Origin of the sequence: Streptomyces sp. NPDC018000, from assembly GCF_044328025.1 — a bacterium.
Classification (GTDB): domain Bacteria; phylum Actinomycetota; class Actinomycetes; order Streptomycetales; family Streptomycetaceae; genus Streptomyces.
Genome location: NZ_JBIRGM010000001.1, coordinates 18,966 through 34,332, shown reverse-complemented (window position 1 = coordinate 34,332; position 15,367 = coordinate 18,966). Strand labels below are relative to the sequence as shown.

Here is a 15,367-nt window from a genome sequence, read left to right as displayed (position 1 = left end):
GGGAGGCGAGCAGCAGAGTATCCGCCTCGCCCTCATGCGCCCCGTTCGCGCATCTCATGCCTGCTTGTCACCGCCGCTCAGGGCCGTTAGTGTCACCACGCCTTGGTGAACGGGAAATCCGGTGAGAAACCGGTGCGGCCCTCGCCACTGTGATCGGGAAGTCCGGCTCCGGCCCTTGCGGGCAGCCACTGGGTCTCAGGACCCGGGAAGGCGGAGTACGGGCGGTGGTACCCGTCAGCCAGGAGACCGGCCAGGGCATGTCAACCATCCACGAGGTGCTGGAGAGGGTTCGCTGAGCCATGCACATAGCCGAGGGTTTCCTTCCTCCGGCGCACGCGGTCGCCTGGGGCGTCGCGTCCGCGCCGTTCGTCGTCCACGGAGTACGGTCACTCACCCGTGAAGTCAAGGCGCATCCGGAGAGTACATTGCTCCTCGGTGCATCGGGCGCCTTCACCTTCGTCCTGTCCGCCCTGAAGCTGCCTTCCGTCACCGGAAGTTGCTCGCACCCCACCGGCACCGGCCTCGGTGCCATCCTGTTCCGGCCGCCGGTCATGGCGGTCCTCGGCACCATCACCCTGCTCTTCCAGGCGCTCCTGCTCGCGCACGGCGGTCTGACCACGCTCGGTGCCAATGTCTTCTCGATGGCGATTGTGGGGCCCTGGGCGGGATACGGCATGTACCGGCTCCTTCGCCGGTGTGACGTGCCGCTGATGGTCACGGTCTTCTTCGGCGCGTTCGTCGCCGATCTGTCGACCTACTGCGTGACCAGTGTGCAGCTGGCGCTCGCCTTCCCGGACCCGAGCAGCGGATTCACGGGCGCGCTCGCCAAGTTCGGCTCCATCTTCGCCGTCACGCAGATCCCGCTGGCAGTAAGCGAGGGGCTGCTGACGGTTCTCGTAATGCGTCTGCTGGTGCAGTCCAGCAAGGGCGAACTCACCCGGCTCGGCGTGCTCGTGACCGGTGGCAGGCGTGAGCAGGCCGGTTCGGAGGCGGTGGCCCGATGAGCCGTAACACGAAGATCAACACCCTGCTGCTGCTCGTCGTCGCGGCCCTCGCCGTCCTCCCCCTGGCCCTCGGCCTCGGCGACCACAAGGAGGAGCCGTTCGCCGGTGCCGACGCCGAGGCGGAGACGGCGATCACGGAGCTCGAGCCGGATTACAAGCCCTGGTTCTCCCCGCTGTACGAGCCGCCGTCCGGTGAGATCGAGTCGGCGCTGTTCGCCCTGCAGGCCGCCCTCGGCGCGGGCGTCCTCGCCTACTACTTCGGCCTGCGCAAGGGACGACGGCAGGGCGAGGAGCGCGCGCGTTCCCAGAACGAGGCAACGCCGGCAGCCCCGGAGGGCTCCTGCGACAGCGCCCCGTCGGTTCCGCCGGCCGGGCAGTCCTGACCCGCCGTGCTGCCGATCGACGCGGCGGCGCACAGCAATCGCTGGCGCCGCCGCCATCCCGCGGACAAGGCCGTACTCGGACTCGGCCTCACCGTCCTCGCCATCTGTCTGCCTCCATGGCCGGGCGCGGCCTTCGTCCTCGTAGCGGCCCTCGTCGTGCTGCTCGGCCCGGCGGGCGTGCCCGCCCGCCGACTGTGGCGCTCGTACAAGGTGCCGCTGGGCTTCTGCGTGACGGGGGCCGCCCCCCTGCTCGTCCAGGTCGGCGGCCCCGAGGGCTTCGTCGCCCTCGCTCCGGACGGGCCCGTGCGGGCAGCGGAGTTGCTGCTCCGCACCTCGGCCGCCTCACTCGGCGTGCTGCTGTTCGCGTTCACCACACCGTTGTCCGACCTGTTGCCGCGGCTGGTGCGCGCTGGTGTTCCCGCGCCGGTCGTGGACGTCGCCCTCGTGACGTACCGGATGAGCTTCCTGCTCCTGGACTCGGTCCGCCGCATCCGCGAGGCGCAGGCCGCCCGGCTCGGACACACCACACGGGCCGCCACCTGGCGCTCCCTGGCCGGGCTCGGCGCCACCGCGTTCGCCCGGGCCTTCGACCGGGCGGCCCGGCTCCAGGACGGCCTCTCCGGGCGTGGTTACGACGGCGCGCTGCGGGTCCTGCTGCCCGAGGCCCGGATCTCCGGCCACTTCGTCGCGGCGAGCCTCGCCCTGCTCGCCGCCCTGGTCGCCCTCACCTTCGTACTCGAAAGGCCGCTGACATGAGCGAGCTTCCCCTCGTCGCCCTGCGGGACGCGTCCTTCGCCTACGAGGACGGACCCACCGTCCTCAGCGGCCTCGACTTCGACATCCAGGAGGGCCGCGCCCTCGCCCTGCTCGGCCGCAACGGCAGCGGCAAGACCACGCTGATGCGGCTGCTCAGCGGCGGGCTCCAACCGCGCACGGGCCGGTTGACGGTCCAGGGACAGCCGGTCGCGTACGACCGCAAGGGACTGACCCGGCTGCGCACGACCGTGCAGCTGGTGGTCCAGGACCCGGACGACCAGCTGTTCGCCGCGTCCGTGGCCCAGGACGTGTCCTTCGGACCGCTCAACCTCGGCCTGCCCGACACCAAAGTCCGGGCACGCGTCGACGAGGCCCTCGCCGCCCTCGACATCACCGCCCTCGCCGACCGCCCCACCCACCTGCTCTCGTTCGGGCAGCGCAAGCGGACGGCGATCGCCGGCGCCGTCGCCATGCGTCCCCGTGTGCTCATCCTCGACGAGCCGACTGCCGGTCTCGACCCGGACGGCCAGGAACTCCTCCTCGCCACCCTCGACGGGCTGCGCGCGAGCGGCACGACAGTGGTGATGGCCACCCACGACGTGGACCTCGCGCTGCGCTGGGCCGACGACGCGGCCCTGCTCACCCCGTCCGGCGCGCACGTCGGCCCCGCCGGAACGACCCTGGCCCGCAGCGAACTCCTGGAGCAGGCCGGGCTGCGGCTTCCCTGGGGAATCGCGGCGGCCCGGCTGCTGCGCGCCCAGGGCCTGCTGCCCACCTCCGAACCGGGACCGCGCACCCCGGACGAACTCGCCGCCCTGATCCCCTCGCACACCGGACCGCCGATGCCCACCGACAGGTAACTGCGCCGGTGGCGACGGACAAGCCCAGCAGCGGAGTGGCCTGGCTGGCCTTGCGCCACGACCAGTAGGGGAACCCCTCGCAGAGGCTGCGGCAACTCGGCCTCGGCCAGATCCCGCTGACCCACGACGCCTTCCATGAACTCCAGCCCTGGCGATCACAGCCGGTCACCAGCGGGCTGGGTTCCTCGGAGAACCGACGACAGTTGAATACGAGTGCCCACCATTGACGTGCTCCCTGGCCTAAAGTCCAGGGATTCCGGCCTGGGTCGTGTGACCCTTCCGGGGGCTTCCTGCTTCAACGCGCTGTGCCGGGACTTTCGTCCCGGTCCTACCGGCGCTCTGCGAGGCGTTTAGCGTCTCCGCCCGTCCGGCGGCGACGATACGACGTCCTTCGAACAGGACGTTGCGGGCTGCGTTGTGGTCACGGTCGTGCACGGTGCCACACGCGCCGCACGTCCACTCCCTCACATGCAGGGGCTTGGGACCGTCCCGAAATCCGCAGGCCGAACAGACCTGAGAAGACGGGAAAGCACGGCCCACCTTGACGAACATGCGGCCGTGCTTGACCGCCTTGTACTCCAGCATGCCCACGAACGCGGACCACCCCGCGTCATACACGGACTTGGCGAGCCGGGTGCGGCCGAGACCGGACACCGCGAGATCTTCCACATACACCGCTTGGTTGTCGCGAATGATCTGCGTGGACACCTTGTGATGCCAGTCCCGGCGCCGGTCCACGACCTTGGCATGCTGGCGCGCAACCTTGATACGAGCCTTGGCCCGGTTCTTCGATCCCTTGGCCTTGCGGGACAGCTCCCGCTGAAGACGCCTGAGCTTCTTCTCCGCCCTGCGCAGGAAGCGCGGACTGTCGATCTTCTCGCCATTGGACAGGACCGCGAAGGCGGACAGACCGAGATCGATACCCGACTCCGCCTCCACCCCGGGAAGGATGTCCGGCTCGGTGTCCACCACGAAGCTGAGGAAGTACCGCCCCGAACTGTCCTTGGCAACGGTCAGGGACGTAGGCGCGGCCGGAAGCCGACGCGACCATTTCACCTTGAGATCGCCGACCTTGGCCACATACACCATGCCGTTCTCCTTCACGGAGAAGGCGTTGGCGTTGAGGCGGATCGACTGCCGTGTGTCCTTCTTCGACTTGTACCGGGGCGCCCCGACCTTCCGGCCCTGCCGCTTTCCCTTGAGACTGCCGAAGAAGTTCCTGTAGGCGGTGTCGAGATCCCGAAGAGACTGCTGCAGAACGACCGCCGACACATCGGCAAGCCAAGCCCGTTCCCCGGTGCGCTTGGCCTCGGTGATACGAAGCCGGGACAACTGGGCCGACGTCACATACGGCAGCCCCGCCGCGTGCGCTTCCTTCCGGTCGCGCAAGCAGTCGTTCCACACCACCCGCGCGCACCCGAACGCCCGGTCCAGCGCACGGCACTGGGCCGCATCCGGATAAGCCCGGAAGTTGTAGCGAAGCTGCACAACCAAGACCCTACGACGATTGATCTCGTGAATCAGGAGAACGACTACAGGCATGGCAGGCACGTTGTTTCGGCGATGCACGTCCACGTGGTCTTCGTGACGAAGTACCGGCGCGGAGTCTTCAACGACGAGATGCTGACACGCTGCGAAGAGATCACGCGCAAGGTGCGCGAGGACTTCGAGGCGGAACCGAAGGAGTTCAACGGCGAACGCGATCACGTCCACATCCTGATCAACTATCCACCCAACGTCGCCGTCTCCAAACTGGTCAACAGCCTCAAGGGCGCCTCCGCCCGCCGGATACGCCAAGAGTTCACAGGCCACACCAACCACGCCATCATGCACAGACACCTGTGGTCGCCCTCGTACTTCTCGGCATCCTGCGGCGGAGCACCGCCGGCGATCGTCCGTGAGTACATCGAGCAGCAGAAACGCCCGCGCTGAAGTGCGGGTCAGAGCAGTCCTGAGATGCATTCATCCCCGGCGTGAACACCGGGGCCTTCTGCAAGAGTCCCGGTAAACCGAGGGCCAGGCCCGGCCGCGCCTGGCAGCCGGGTCTGCTGACGCGGCAGCGGTGCGGGCTCTCTTACGGTCGTGTCTGCGTGGGCAGGGTGAGAATTTCGGCTCCGTTGTCGGTGATGGCGATGGTGTGCTCGCTGTGCGCGGTCCGGCAGCCCGTCGCACTGCGCAGCGTCCAACCGTCGGCGTCGGTGACGAGTGTGGCGGTGTCGGCCATGACCCAGGGCTCCAGGGCGAGCAGCAGTCCGGGGCGCAGCTTGTATCCGCGGCCGGGCCGTCCGGTGTTCGCGACGTGTGGGTCCTGGTGCATGGTCGAGCCGATGCCGTGGCCTCCGAAATCGGTGTTGATCGGGTAGCCCGCCTTGCTGAGGACCGTGCCGATGGCGTGGGAGAGGTCGCCGATGCGCGCCCCAGGCTTGGCGGCGGCGATGCCGGCGGCGAGTGCACGTTCGGTCGTCTCGATCATCGCGACGCTCTCCGCTGGCCTGGCCTTGCCCACCAGAAAGCTGATCGCGGCGTCCGCGGCCACCCCGCCCCTGGCTACGGCGAGGTCGAGAGTCAGCAGATCCCCGTCTGCCAGCGTGTAGTTGTGAGGCCGCCCATGGAGCACTCCGTCGTTGACGGCCGTGCAGATGTAGTGCCCGAACGGGCCGCGCCCGAAGGAAGGCGCGTAGTCGACGTAACAGGACTGCGCTCCCGCCTCGGTGATCATCTCCTTGGCCCACTGGTCGATGTCCAGCAGGTTCGCCCCGACCGTGCTGCGCTGCTCCAGCGTGTGCAGGATGTCTCCGACCAGGGCGCCGGTGTCCCTCGCCCGCTCAAGCCGCGCTGAGTTCAAGATCTCAATCATGGGGGACCTCTCACGTGCGTCCAATAACTATACCGGTACAACTGTACCGGTATTAGAATGGGGTCGCGGTCAGGTTGCCGCTCACCCCCGCCGAGGTAGAACGCGGACAGCGCATTGGCGCCCTGCTCCGCCGAGCCCGGGGCTGCCGCTCGATGCTGGACGTGGCGCTCGCTTCGCACATCTCGCCAGAAACTCTGCGGAAGATCGAATCCGGCCGTGTGGCTACCCCCGCATTCCCGACCATCGCAGCGATGGCGAACGGTCGTTGACATACAGGTCGGCGCCGCTGCGGTCGGTGATGGTGATGCGCTGCACGGCCGGGCTCGCCTCAGCGGCCGCGATCGTCTCCGGCATCATCCGGTACGCCAGGTCATGTCGGTCCGGCAGAGTCCAGCGGCCACCTTCCAGGAACCGGTACAGGCTGTCCAAGCGGCTGTGCTCGGCGCGCACCCCCAGGCCGACGACTTCGACGCGGCGGCCCAGCCCGGCGAATTCCTCCGCTGTGGCCAGGGTCATGGCCGGATCCCTGAAGTCGCCTTCAAGCATCAGGCTGTAGCCGTTGTCGCGCGCGTACTCGATGCTCATCCGCACCCAGGCGCCGGAGGCCTGCCCGGTGGCCTTGGGGAACAGCCACGGCTCGTTGTCCAGGAGCTCCTGGTGCCGGGGGTGGAACGAACGCAACTCATCGCCGGTCAGGGGCACGAGATGCTGGTTGGCGTGCCGCTGTCCGGTGGCCGCCATGGCCTGGCTCTTGCCTGCGGCGGGCTGCCCGCTCAACAGGACCAGCACGGGCTGGTCCTGCGGGATGCAGTTCTGCCTCCAGTCCTGGATGCGGGCGATCAGCCGGGTGCGGCCGTCGGCCGGCACCGCACGCTTGGCAATGCGCAGATCCAGGACCTACTGCCACCACTGTGCGCGCTCGCGCTCCTCGGGCGTAGAGGCGGTCTCGGACAGGCGCGTGCAGCAGGCCGGCGGGCGCCTCCTCGCCGCAGGCCGTTCCGCCTTCGGGCTGAAGGGAGGTTCGGCTCGGTCGGCCGCACCGCTTCCGGTGCGGGGTCGGTACCGCCCTCGCGCCCGGAGGCCTCTCCCGGCCCTTCCCATCTGATGCCGCGTCAGTTTCAATGGGAATCGTGATGGGACACGCAGGCATGGCCGCCACCGCCGTCCGGTACCTCAGGTCCGTCGGCGCCTCCACCACCGCAGGGCCGGCGCCGGTCGATCCGCTGCCGCGTCCGGATCTGCGGGCTGTCGCCGAAGACGAGCGGCTGCCGGTCGATCCAGCCGAATTCCGCCGCGTACTGGGCCATTTCGCCAGCGGCGTCACCATCGTCACCGCTCGCGACCCGGACGACGCGGAGGGACCGGCCGGCTTCGCCTGCCAGTCGTTCGCCTCGCTCTCCCTGGACCCGCCGCTGGTCACGTTCATGGTCGCCCGTACGTCGACGACCTGGCCACGCATCGCCCGCGCCGGGGCCTTCTGCGTCAACATCCTGGGCGCGGACCAGGGCGCGCTGTGCCGGAGCTTCGCGGTGAGCGGGGCCGACAAGTTCGCGGGGGTGTCGTACGAGGCGGCTCCGGCGACCGGGTCGCCGCTGCTGGACTCCGTACCGGCCTGGATCGACTGCCGTATCCAGACCGTCCACACCGGCGGCGACCACCTGATCGTCGTCGGCCGGGTGGAGGCGCTGGGAGCGGCGGACGGGAGTGATCCGCTGCTGTTCCACCGGGGAAGGTTCGGACGGTTCAGCGAGTAGACGGGCGTCGGCTGCCGCGCGAGGTAGACGCGGAACCTGGTGCCTGGTGATCTCGCGGCGTGACCCCGCTTGACCTTGACACGGTGACAAGGCCTTCACTGTGGCCAAGGAGGTGTCCCGATGCCCATACCGAAACAGGACACGGACACAGTTCGCGCTCTCCAGGGGCTGGAGAACAGGAGCTCGTCGGTGCGGCTGCAGGCAGCGCTGGCGGTCGGCACGACTCCTGACCCGCGGTTCATCGACAAGCTCATCGAACGATGCGCGATCGAGCCCGAGTTCTACGTGCGTGAGATGCTCACGTGGGCACTCACCCGCCACTCGGCATCAATGACGGTCCCGGAGCTTCTCATTGAAGTCCGCTCGGAGCGTGCGCAGGCACGAAGCCAGGCGTTGCACACGCTGTCCAAGATCGGGGATCGGCAAGCGTGGCCTGCGATCACACGGGCGCTTCTGACCGACGCCGACGACGAGGTGGCGCGGAGCGCCTGGCGAGCAGCGGTCGTACTCGTGCCCGAAGGCGAAGAACCCGAGTTGGCCGAAGTGTTGACGACACAGCTCGGGCGCGGCGAGCGTGAGACGCAGTTGAGCCTCAGCCGGGCGCTGATCGCGCTCGGTGAGGTGATCACGCCGACCCTGCGCGCCGCGATGACGGATCTCGACCCTCTCGTGCGTCAGCACGCGATCGCCACGGAACGGCTGTTGCGCACCCCGGATGCCGGATTCGAGTTCGCGATCGAGGAGGCGAAGCGCACCATGACCCTCGGCACGACCAGCCAGGAGGGGCGATAGGCGGTGTTGATCGGTGATGTGGCACGACGGTCCGGGGTCAGCGCCCGCATGCTCAGGCATTACGACTCGCTCGGCCTGGTGCGGCCGACGGGTCGTACCGAGGCCGGCTATCGCCAGTACTCCAGCGAGGACATCCGGCGAATCTTCCAGATCGAGAGCCTGCGGTCATTGGGGCTGTCGCTGCGTGAAGTCGGGTGCGCGCTGGATGATCCCGGCTTCAAGCCCTCGGAGCTCGTCGACGACCTCATACGCCAGACGCGAGAACGCATTGCGGGTGAGACAGCGCTGCTCACGCGACTCCGCCGGATCGATGCCGCGGAACCCGCCGGCTGGGAGGACGTCCTCCAGATCACCGCACTTCTCCAGGCCTTGGGGTCGGAGAGCGCTGGGAAGCGCCAGCGCGCGGCCTTGTCCTCGGCTGAAGAGGTTTCGGTGCCAGTGGAAGCTCTGGTCGAGGCAGCGCTGAGTGAGACGGACCCGAACGTCGCCGGAGCCCTTCGATGGGCTTTGGCGCAATCGGGCGACGGCGGATTGGCGCTGCTGGCGGAGGGCCTTGGCTCACCGGTTGCCGAGGTGCGGAAACGTGCCGTCCAGTCCATCGCCGAGATTCCGAACGGTGAGGCGACCGCACTGCTGCGGGACGCCCTCACGAACTCCGACATCGTGGTCCGCAGGTGTGCGGCTCTGGCGCTCGGGACACGTGGAGTGGCCGACGCGGTCCCGACGCTCATCGACGTGATCGTCGAGGGGACGAACGACACCGATGCAGCCGATGCGCTGAGCGCGCTCGCGAGTGATCCCGCGCTGGCGGATCAGATCGCTACCGGGCTCGTTGATTGCCTCGCCCACGGCACCGTTGCATCGTCTGCGCGTGGACGGCTGACACAGGCGCTCGCGGATATCCCGGGAATCACGGCGTCACGCGCCCTCGCGGATCTGTCACATGACGAAGACCGTGCTGTTGCGCTGACTGCGACCTACATTCTCGGGCTACGCAACGCACGGTAACGGATCTCTCCTGGGGGTCTGTGTGCGCGGGGCCCAATTGTTGCTGGTCACCGCTGACAGGGCCACTGCATCGCCGAGGCGCCGCACCCGCCAGAGCGGGCGACCGCCCACGCTCCCGCCCGCCTCACATCGCACCACTCGATGGTGTACATCCCAGGTGATCTCCGGGTGAACCGGCTAAGCTGTTCATAACGTCACTGTTATGACGTGGGGTGCAGCAGAACTGGAGCCGGAGGTGGAGCGGTGGTTCCTCGGGCTGAACGACAGACATCGCGGTACGGTCGCGTTCTACGTGGACCTGCTGGTCGCGCGTGGCCCATTGCTCGGAGACCCGTATACACGACAGCTGGACGGCAAGCTCCGGGAGCTCCGGTTCCACTTGGGCACCGACGCGGTTCGGATCACCTACTGGATCGCCTCGGGGCGCCGGATCATCTTGCTGACAGTGTTCCGCAAGCAGCGCATGCGGGAGACCGGAGAGATCGAGCGGGCCAGGCAGGCCATGGTGCGATGCGCAGACGAACAGCACACGGCGGACGAGGAGTGAAGCCATGACCGAGCGCAGAAGGTGGAACGATCTGCGGGCCGAGGCACTTGCATCGCCGTCGGCCCGTGAGGCTTACGAAGCCGCCCGTATCCGCTTCGAACTGGGCAGCGCGGTGCGCGAGCGACGCGAGGCCCTGGGCATGACGCAGGCACAGCTCGGGCAGGCGGCCGGGCTGCACCAGTCGGCCGTGGCGCGCTTCGAAGCTGGTGGAACCATGCCCACCCTCCCCTTGCTCGAACGCCTCGCCGACGCGCTCGGTCTGCGCCTGCAGGTCGGGTTCGAACCTCTTGACCGGGCGGGCTGAGTCCGTCACCGGGCGGCCGCCTCGGGCCGGAGCCGGATCACCAGCGCCATCAGCGCCGCGTGCGCGCCGCGTCGAGCACCCCAGGCACAGATCACCGACGCGGTCTGCCACACGCACAACCAGTCCGGTATCCGCCTCGTCCTCATACGCGCCGTTCGCGCATCTCATGCCTGCTTGTCACCGCCGCTACTGCCACCGCTGTGCGCGCTCGCGCTCCTCGGGCATAGAGGCGGTCTCGGGCAGGCGCGCGCAGCAGGCGGTGAGCTGGTTGGCCGTCTCGGCCCCACAGACGCGAGCGCGAAAGACTGCGGCAACAGGGCCCCGTGACTGCCCCTTGCCTCCCACAACCCCGAGCTACCAAGAGGCCCTGCTGCTGCGCCCCAAGCACCGCGGGATCACCCGACCAGGAGCGTTGTTCGACTGAACTACCCTGCTGAACGGTAAGCGGAAGACTCCTGAGGGGCGGCGCAGCCCAACCGAGCGGCAGGTACAGACACGATGCGTCTTCCGACGTTTCGTGATCTGCCGGGGAGTTGGCATCAGGAGTCCGGTTCACGCCTGATCACTCTTGGTGTGTCTGTGGCAGCCTTGGCATGGACAAGCGCTTGTGCTCGTGCAATGCGGCAGCCGGATGGGGGACGGACATGGTGTCGTGGGAAGGGCGGCCTGCCCGTCCTGCCGCCGTCCGGTGAGAAGCGGCAGGGCCCGAGCGCGGCCCGCGTTGTCACCCCCGGCTCCGGCCCCGGTGCGGGGCCCGGGCCAGGTCAGAACACCAGCACCCCCCGTGCCACCCGGCCGTGGTGTGCGTCGTCCGCCGCCTTGGCGAAGTCCTCCACCGCATAGGTCTCGGTGACGAGTTCGTCCAGGAGCAGCCTGCCTTCCCGGTACAGGTCCGCATAGAGCGCGATGTCCCGCTGCGGGCGGGAGGAGCCGTACCGGCAGCCCAGGATCGACTTGTCCAGGAACAGCGACGACACGAGGAACGAGGCCTCCGCCGTCGCCGCCGGGACACCCAGCAGGACTGCCTGGCCGTGCCGGTCCAGCAGGTCGATCGCGGTACGTACCAGCTCCGTACGGCCCACGCACTCGAAGACGTGGTCGGCGCCGCTCGGCAGGATCTCCCGTACGCCCTCGGCCGACGCCAGGAAGTGCGTCGCGCCGAACTGCCGTGCCACCGCCTCTTTCGCCGGGTTGGCGTCGACGGCGACGATCGTCAGCGCGCCCGCGATCCGGGCGCCCTGGATCACATTGAGCCCGATGCCGCCCGTGCCGATCACCACGACCGTGTCGCCCCGGTCGACCTTCGCCCGGTTGAGTACGGCTCCGACTCCGGTCAGCACCCCGCAGCCGATCAGGGCCGCCGAGGTGAGCGGCAGGTCCGCGGGGATCTTCACCGCCTGCACGGCCTTGACCAGGGTGCGTTCGGCGAAGGCCGAGTTGGACGCGAACTGGTAGAGCGGCTTGCCTCGCCGCGAGAACGGCTGCCCCGGCATCCCGATCGCCTTGCGGCACATCGTCGGCCGGCCCCGGTCGCACTGGGCGCACGCCCCGCAGTTGGCCAGCGTGGACAGCGACACATGGTCGCCCCGCGCCACATGGGTGACGCCCGCGCCGACCGCCTCCACCACGCCCGCGCCCTCGTGCCCGAGCACCACCGGCGACGGGAACGGGATCGTGCCGTCGATCACCGACAGGTCGCTGTGGCAGAGTCCGGCCGCTGCCACCGCCACCAGCACCTCGCCGGGGCCCGGATCACGTATCTCCAGATCGTCGACGACCTCGGTCCGCTTGCCGTCGAAGACGACGCCTCTCATCTCGGCTCCCTCGGTAGGCCGAGCACCCGCTCGGCGATGATGTTCCGCTGGATCTCGTCCGAGCCGCCGTAGATGGTGTCGGACCGGGTGAACAGAAACAGGCGCTGTGCCTCGTCGAGTTCGTACGGTGTCTGCGCCGACCACTCGCCCGGGCCGACGGCACCCGCCGCGCCCCTGATCTCCACGGCCAGTTCGCCCAGACGTTTGTGCCAGCCGCCCCAGAGCAGTTTCGCCACGCTGGGTGCGCCCGGGTCGCCTGTGGAGCCCAGGGTGCGCAGGGCGTTCCAGCGCATGGTCTTCAGCTCCGCCCACTGCCTCACGAGGCGGTCGCGCAGTACCGGGTCGGTGACGGCTCCGCCGTCGACGGCGGCCCGGACCACCCGGTCGAGTTCGGCGGCGAAACCGATCTGCTGGACGAGTGTGGAGACGCCGCGTTCCAGGGCCAGCAGTCCCATGGCGACCGCCCAGCCGTTGCCCTCGCCGCCGACGCACTCCTCCGCGTGCGCCCCGTCGAAGAAGACCTCGTTGAACTCGCTGGTCCCTGACATCTGACGGATCGGCCGCACCTCGATCCTGCCCGGCTGGTCCATCGGCACCAGCAGGAACGACAGGCCGTGGTGGCGGCTGGAGCCTGGCTCCGTACGGGCCAGGACGAAGCACCAGTCGGCGTCCCGGGCCAGCGACGTCCAGATCTTCTGCCCGGTCACGCGGTGGCCGCCGCTGCCCTTGTCGAGTACGGCGGCCGTCCGTACCCCGGCGAGGTCCGATCCGGCGCCCGGCTCGCTGTATCCCTGGCACCACAGCTCGTCACCGCGGGCGACGGGGGGCAGGAAGCGCTGCTTCTGGGCCTGTGTGCCGTAGGCGATCAGGGTCGGGGCGAGGAGGTTCTCGCCGATGTGGCCGACCCGGGCGGGAGCGTCGACGCGGGCGTACTCCTCGGCCCAGACGACCTGCTGGGTGAGGCTCGCGTGCCGGTTGCCGTGGCCGGCGCCGTGGTTGTCCCAGCCGAGGCCGATCCAGCCGCCGCGGCCGAGTTCGCGCTCCCATTCGCGGCGGATCGTGACGCCCTCGTGCTCGCTGCCGGGGCCGCCGGTGCCGACGGCCGCCGCGTACTCCCCGACGAGGTGCGCTTCCAGCCAGGCGCGGGCTTCGTCGCGGAACGCGGCGTCGTCCGGGCCGAAGGTGAAGTCCACGTTGCCTCCTGTTGCAGGATCAAGCGCGTCCGGCGATTGGGGACCGGGGTCCGGGGCGAAGGACGGATTCCGGGCGAAGGGCCGGGGGCCATGGCAGAGGGCCAGGGTCCGAGGCCAGAAGGCCAGAAAGGCCAGGGTCCGGGGCAGGGCCCCGGGGCGCCCCCGTCACGCGTTCGGCCGCGCCCTTGCCGCAGCCGCCGCGGCCATCTCCTCCAGCTGCGCCAGCATCGGCATCGGGTCCGTGCCCACCGTCCCCGGCAGGAAGTCCGCGATCCGTTCCGGGGTCCAGGCCCCCTCCGCGTACCCCGCCCGCAGCTCCCTCGGCTGGGCCCAGACCGCGATCTTCGGGCCTGCGATCGTGTACACCTGGCCGGTGATCTTCTCCTTGCGGGCCCGTTCGCTGAGCAGGTAGACGACGAGCGCCGCCACATCCTCCGGCTCGCCGATCTCCTTCAGTTCCATCGGCACATTGGCGGACATCCGGGTACGGGCGACCGGGGCGACGGCGTTCGCCGTGACACCGTACTTGTGCAGGCCGAGCGCCGCGCTCCGTACCAGCGAGATGATCCCGCCCTTGGCGGCGCTGTAGTTGGCCTGGGCAACGCTGCCCTGATGGTTGCCGCTGGTGAAGCCGATCAGTGTGCCGCCGCCCTCCTGCTTCCGCATCACCGCCGAAGCGGCCCGGAAGACGGTGAAGGTGCCCTTCAGGTGCGTGGCGACGACGGGGTCCCACTCCTCCTCGGACATGTTGAACAGCATCCGCTCCCGCAGGATCCCGGCCACGCACACGACCCCGTCGATCCGCCCGTACTGCGCCAGCGCCGTGTCCACGATCCGCTGCCCGCCCGCCATCGTGGAGATGTCGTCGGCGACGGCCACCGCCTGGCCGCCCGCCGCCTCGATCTCCTTGACGACGGCCTCGGCTATCTCGCTGCTCGGCTCGCCGCCATCGATGGAGACGCCGTAGTCGTTGACGACGACTCTCGCCCCCTCGGCCGCCGCCGCGAGCGCGACCGCCCTCCCGATGCCGCGCCCGGCACCCGTCACCGCCACCACTTTGCCTGCCAAGAAGTTCCCCATGCCCGGCCCCTTCCCGCTATTTCTGACGGACCGTTAGATTTTATGGGCCATCAGGTCCACGAGCACAAGCCCCGGGAGGTCCCGTGTCACTGCCCGCCGAGTTCCACGACATCGCCAAGCGGGTCAACAACTGGGGCCGCTGGGGCGCCGACGACGAGATCGGCACACTCAACCTGATCACCGACGCGGTCGTACGCGAGGCGGTCGCCGGCGTCCGCACCGGGCTGCGCATCCCTCTCGCACTCCCCCTCCAGCAGGACGGCGTCCAGAGCGGGCTGATCCCGGGGCGGATCAATCCGCTGCACACCATGGTCCAGATCAACCAGGAACTCTTCGGCCCCGGCACCGTCGCCACCAGCGACGACACAGCCGTCCTGAGCCTGCAGACGGCCACGCACTGGGACGCCCTCACCCACGCCTCGCACTCGGGGAAGATCTACAACGGCCGCCCGGCCGCCACGATCACCGCCCACGGCGGCGCGCAGTTCAGCGGGATCGACAAGGCACCGCACATCGTCTCGCGCGGAGTCCTGCTCGATGTGGCACGCGCACACGGCACGGACAGGCTGCCCGGTGACCATGCCGTCACCCCCGAGGACCTGGACGCGGCCGAGGAACTGGCGGGGGTCAGGGTCCGGGCCGGTGACATCGTGCTCGTACGGACGGGGCAGGTGCAGGTCTATCTGGCGGGCGACAAGCATGCGTACGCCTATCCGTCGCCCGGTCTCTCGATCCGGACGCCCGAGTGGTTCCGTGCGCGCGATGTCGCGGCAGTCGCCAATGACACCCTGACCTTCGAGATCTTCCCGCCCGAGATCGAGGATCTGTGGCTGGGGGTGCATGCACTGGACCTGGTCGAGATGGGCATGCTGCAGGGCCAGAACTGGCACCTGGAAAAGTTGTCCACAGCCTGTGCGGAAGAGAGGCGGTACAGCTTCTTGCTCTCCGCGATGCCGGAACCGTTCATCGGCGCGACCGGCACCCCGGTCGCCCCGGTCGCCGTCCTGTGAAGGAA

At 69.2% G+C, this 15,367-nt stretch carries 18 protein-coding genes and 1 riboswitch; of the genes, 12 read left to right on the top strand and 6 right to left on the bottom strand.

Translation table 11 applies throughout. The features are described 5' to 3' along the window. Window positions 1–86: 86 nt before the first annotated feature. A riboswitch (cobalamin riboswitch) is annotated at window positions 87–270 on the top strand. Window positions 271–299: 29 nt separating this feature from the next. From ACH4EW_RS00175 to ACH4EW_RS00160, 4 genes are read left to right on the top strand one after another with little or no spacing between them, the layout of a single operon-like run. Continuing rightward, window positions 300–1,004, top strand: coding sequence for an energy-coupling factor ABC transporter permease (locus tag ACH4EW_RS00175; RefSeq protein ID WP_398249563.1), 705 nt, complete (start codon window positions 300–302; stop codon window positions 1,002–1,004). Next, window positions 1,001–1,387: an energy-coupling factor ABC transporter substrate-binding protein gene (locus ACH4EW_RS00170; RefSeq protein ID WP_398249561.1), complete on the top strand. Its 387-nt coding sequence runs from the start codon at window positions 1,001–1,003 to the stop codon at window positions 1,385–1,387. The genes ACH4EW_RS00175 and ACH4EW_RS00170 overlap by 4 nt, the downstream gene beginning before the upstream one ends. A 6-nt stretch (window positions 1,388–1,393) precedes the next feature. Further along, window positions 1,394–2,143 (top strand): cobalt ECF transporter T component CbiQ, encoded by a 750-nt coding sequence (gene cbiQ / locus ACH4EW_RS00165; protein WP_398249560.1) that lies wholly within the window; start codon window positions 1,394–1,396, stop codon window positions 2,141–2,143. Beyond that, a complete protein-coding gene (locus tag ACH4EW_RS00160; protein WP_398249558.1) occupies window positions 2,140–3,003 on the top strand; it encodes an energy-coupling factor ABC transporter ATP-binding protein in 864 nt (287 codons plus the stop codon). Before cbiQ ends, ACH4EW_RS00160 begins: the two co-directional genes overlap by 4 nt. Before the next feature lie 240 nt (window positions 3,004–3,243). Here ACH4EW_RS00160 and ACH4EW_RS00155 read toward each other — a convergent pair whose 3' ends face one another. Next, window positions 3,244–4,491, bottom strand: a complete 1,248-nt coding sequence (locus tag ACH4EW_RS00155; protein ID WP_398249556.1) for an RNA-guided endonuclease InsQ/TnpB family protein — start codon at window positions 4,489–4,491, stop codon at window positions 3,244–3,246. Window positions 4,492–4,518: 27 nt separating this feature from the next. Between ACH4EW_RS00155 and tnpA the strand changes: the two genes are divergently transcribed. Further along, window positions 4,519–4,935, top strand: a complete 417-nt coding sequence (gene tnpA / locus ACH4EW_RS00150) for an IS200/IS605 family transposase (RefSeq protein ID WP_398249554.1) — start codon at window positions 4,519–4,521, stop codon at window positions 4,933–4,935. 142 nt (window positions 4,936–5,077) lie between these two features. On the opposite strand, the gene map is transcribed toward tnpA, so the two are convergent. Beyond that, window positions 5,078–5,860, bottom strand: coding sequence for a type I methionyl aminopeptidase (gene map / locus ACH4EW_RS00145; RefSeq protein ID WP_398249552.1), 783 nt, complete (start codon window positions 5,858–5,860; stop codon window positions 5,078–5,080). A 74-nt stretch (window positions 5,861–5,934) separates the two neighbouring features. Here map and ACH4EW_RS00140 point away from each other — a divergent pair, with 74 nt between their 5' ends. After that, complete coding sequence (locus ACH4EW_RS00140; RefSeq protein ID WP_398249550.1) at window positions 5,935–6,129, top strand: XRE family transcriptional regulator; 195 nt, start codon at window positions 5,935–5,937, stop codon at window positions 6,127–6,129. Here ACH4EW_RS00140 and ACH4EW_RS00135 read toward each other — a convergent pair. Further along, window positions 6,083–6,727, bottom strand: a complete 645-nt coding sequence (locus ACH4EW_RS00135) for a zeta toxin family protein (protein WP_398249548.1) — start codon at window positions 6,725–6,727, stop codon at window positions 6,083–6,085. The genes ACH4EW_RS00140 and ACH4EW_RS00135 overlap by 47 nt on opposite strands. Before the next feature lie 281 nt (window positions 6,728–7,008). Between ACH4EW_RS00135 and ACH4EW_RS00130 the strand changes: the two genes are divergently transcribed. The 5 genes from ACH4EW_RS00130 (at window position 7,009) to ACH4EW_RS00110 (ending at window position 10,265) form a co-directional block, all read left to right on the top strand. After that, complete coding sequence (locus ACH4EW_RS00130) at window positions 7,009–7,614, top strand: flavin reductase family protein (RefSeq protein WP_398251177.1); 606 nt, start codon at window positions 7,009–7,011, stop codon at window positions 7,612–7,614. 120 nt (window positions 7,615–7,734) lie between these two features. Further along, window positions 7,735–8,406 (top strand): HEAT repeat domain-containing protein, encoded by a 672-nt coding sequence (locus tag ACH4EW_RS00125; protein WP_398249546.1) that lies wholly within the window; start codon window positions 7,735–7,737, stop codon window positions 8,404–8,406. Window positions 8,407–8,409: 3 nt separating this feature from the next. Further along, window positions 8,410–9,414 carry a HEAT repeat domain-containing protein gene (locus tag ACH4EW_RS00120; RefSeq protein WP_398249544.1) on the top strand — a complete coding sequence of 335 codons (1,005 nt, stop codon included), beginning with the start codon at window positions 8,410–8,412 and terminating at the stop codon, window positions 9,412–9,414. A gap of 202 nt (window positions 9,415–9,616) precedes the next feature. Then, window positions 9,617–9,961, top strand: a complete 345-nt coding sequence (locus tag ACH4EW_RS00115; protein WP_398249542.1) for a type II toxin-antitoxin system RelE/ParE family toxin — start codon at window positions 9,617–9,619, stop codon at window positions 9,959–9,961. Between the two features lie 4 nt (window positions 9,962–9,965). Continuing rightward, the gene (locus ACH4EW_RS00110) at window positions 9,966–10,265 is read left to right on the top strand and encodes a helix-turn-helix domain-containing protein (protein WP_398249540.1); all 300 of its coding nucleotides are present in this window, start codon (window positions 9,966–9,968) and stop codon (window positions 10,263–10,265) included. Window positions 10,266–11,029: 764 nt separating this feature from the next. Here ACH4EW_RS00110 and ACH4EW_RS00105 read toward each other — a convergent pair. The 3 genes from ACH4EW_RS00105 to ACH4EW_RS00095 all read right to left on the bottom strand — a co-directional run bounded on the left by ACH4EW_RS00105 (window position 11,030) and on the right by ACH4EW_RS00095 (window position 14,352). Next, the gene (locus tag ACH4EW_RS00105) at window positions 11,030–12,079 is read right to left on the bottom strand and encodes a Zn-dependent alcohol dehydrogenase (RefSeq protein ID WP_398249539.1); all 1,050 of its coding nucleotides are present in this window, start codon (window positions 12,077–12,079) and stop codon (window positions 11,030–11,032) included. Beyond that, window positions 12,076–13,272 carry an acyl-CoA dehydrogenase family protein gene (locus ACH4EW_RS00100; protein WP_398249537.1) on the bottom strand — a complete coding sequence of 399 codons (1,197 nt, stop codon included), beginning with the start codon at window positions 13,270–13,272 and terminating at the stop codon, window positions 12,076–12,078. The genes ACH4EW_RS00105 and ACH4EW_RS00100 overlap by 4 nt, the downstream gene beginning before the upstream one ends. 165 nt (window positions 13,273–13,437) lie before the next feature. Further along, window positions 13,438–14,352, bottom strand: a complete 915-nt coding sequence (locus ACH4EW_RS00095) for an SDR family oxidoreductase (RefSeq protein WP_398249535.1) — start codon at window positions 14,350–14,352, stop codon at window positions 13,438–13,440. A gap of 83 nt (window positions 14,353–14,435) precedes the next feature. Here ACH4EW_RS00095 and ACH4EW_RS00090 point away from each other — a divergent pair, with 83 nt between their 5' ends. Beyond that, window positions 14,436–15,362 carry a cyclase family protein gene (locus ACH4EW_RS00090; RefSeq protein WP_398249533.1) on the top strand — a complete coding sequence of 309 codons (927 nt, stop codon included), beginning with the start codon at window positions 14,436–14,438 and terminating at the stop codon, window positions 15,360–15,362. Window positions 15,363–15,367: the final 5 nt, after the last annotated feature.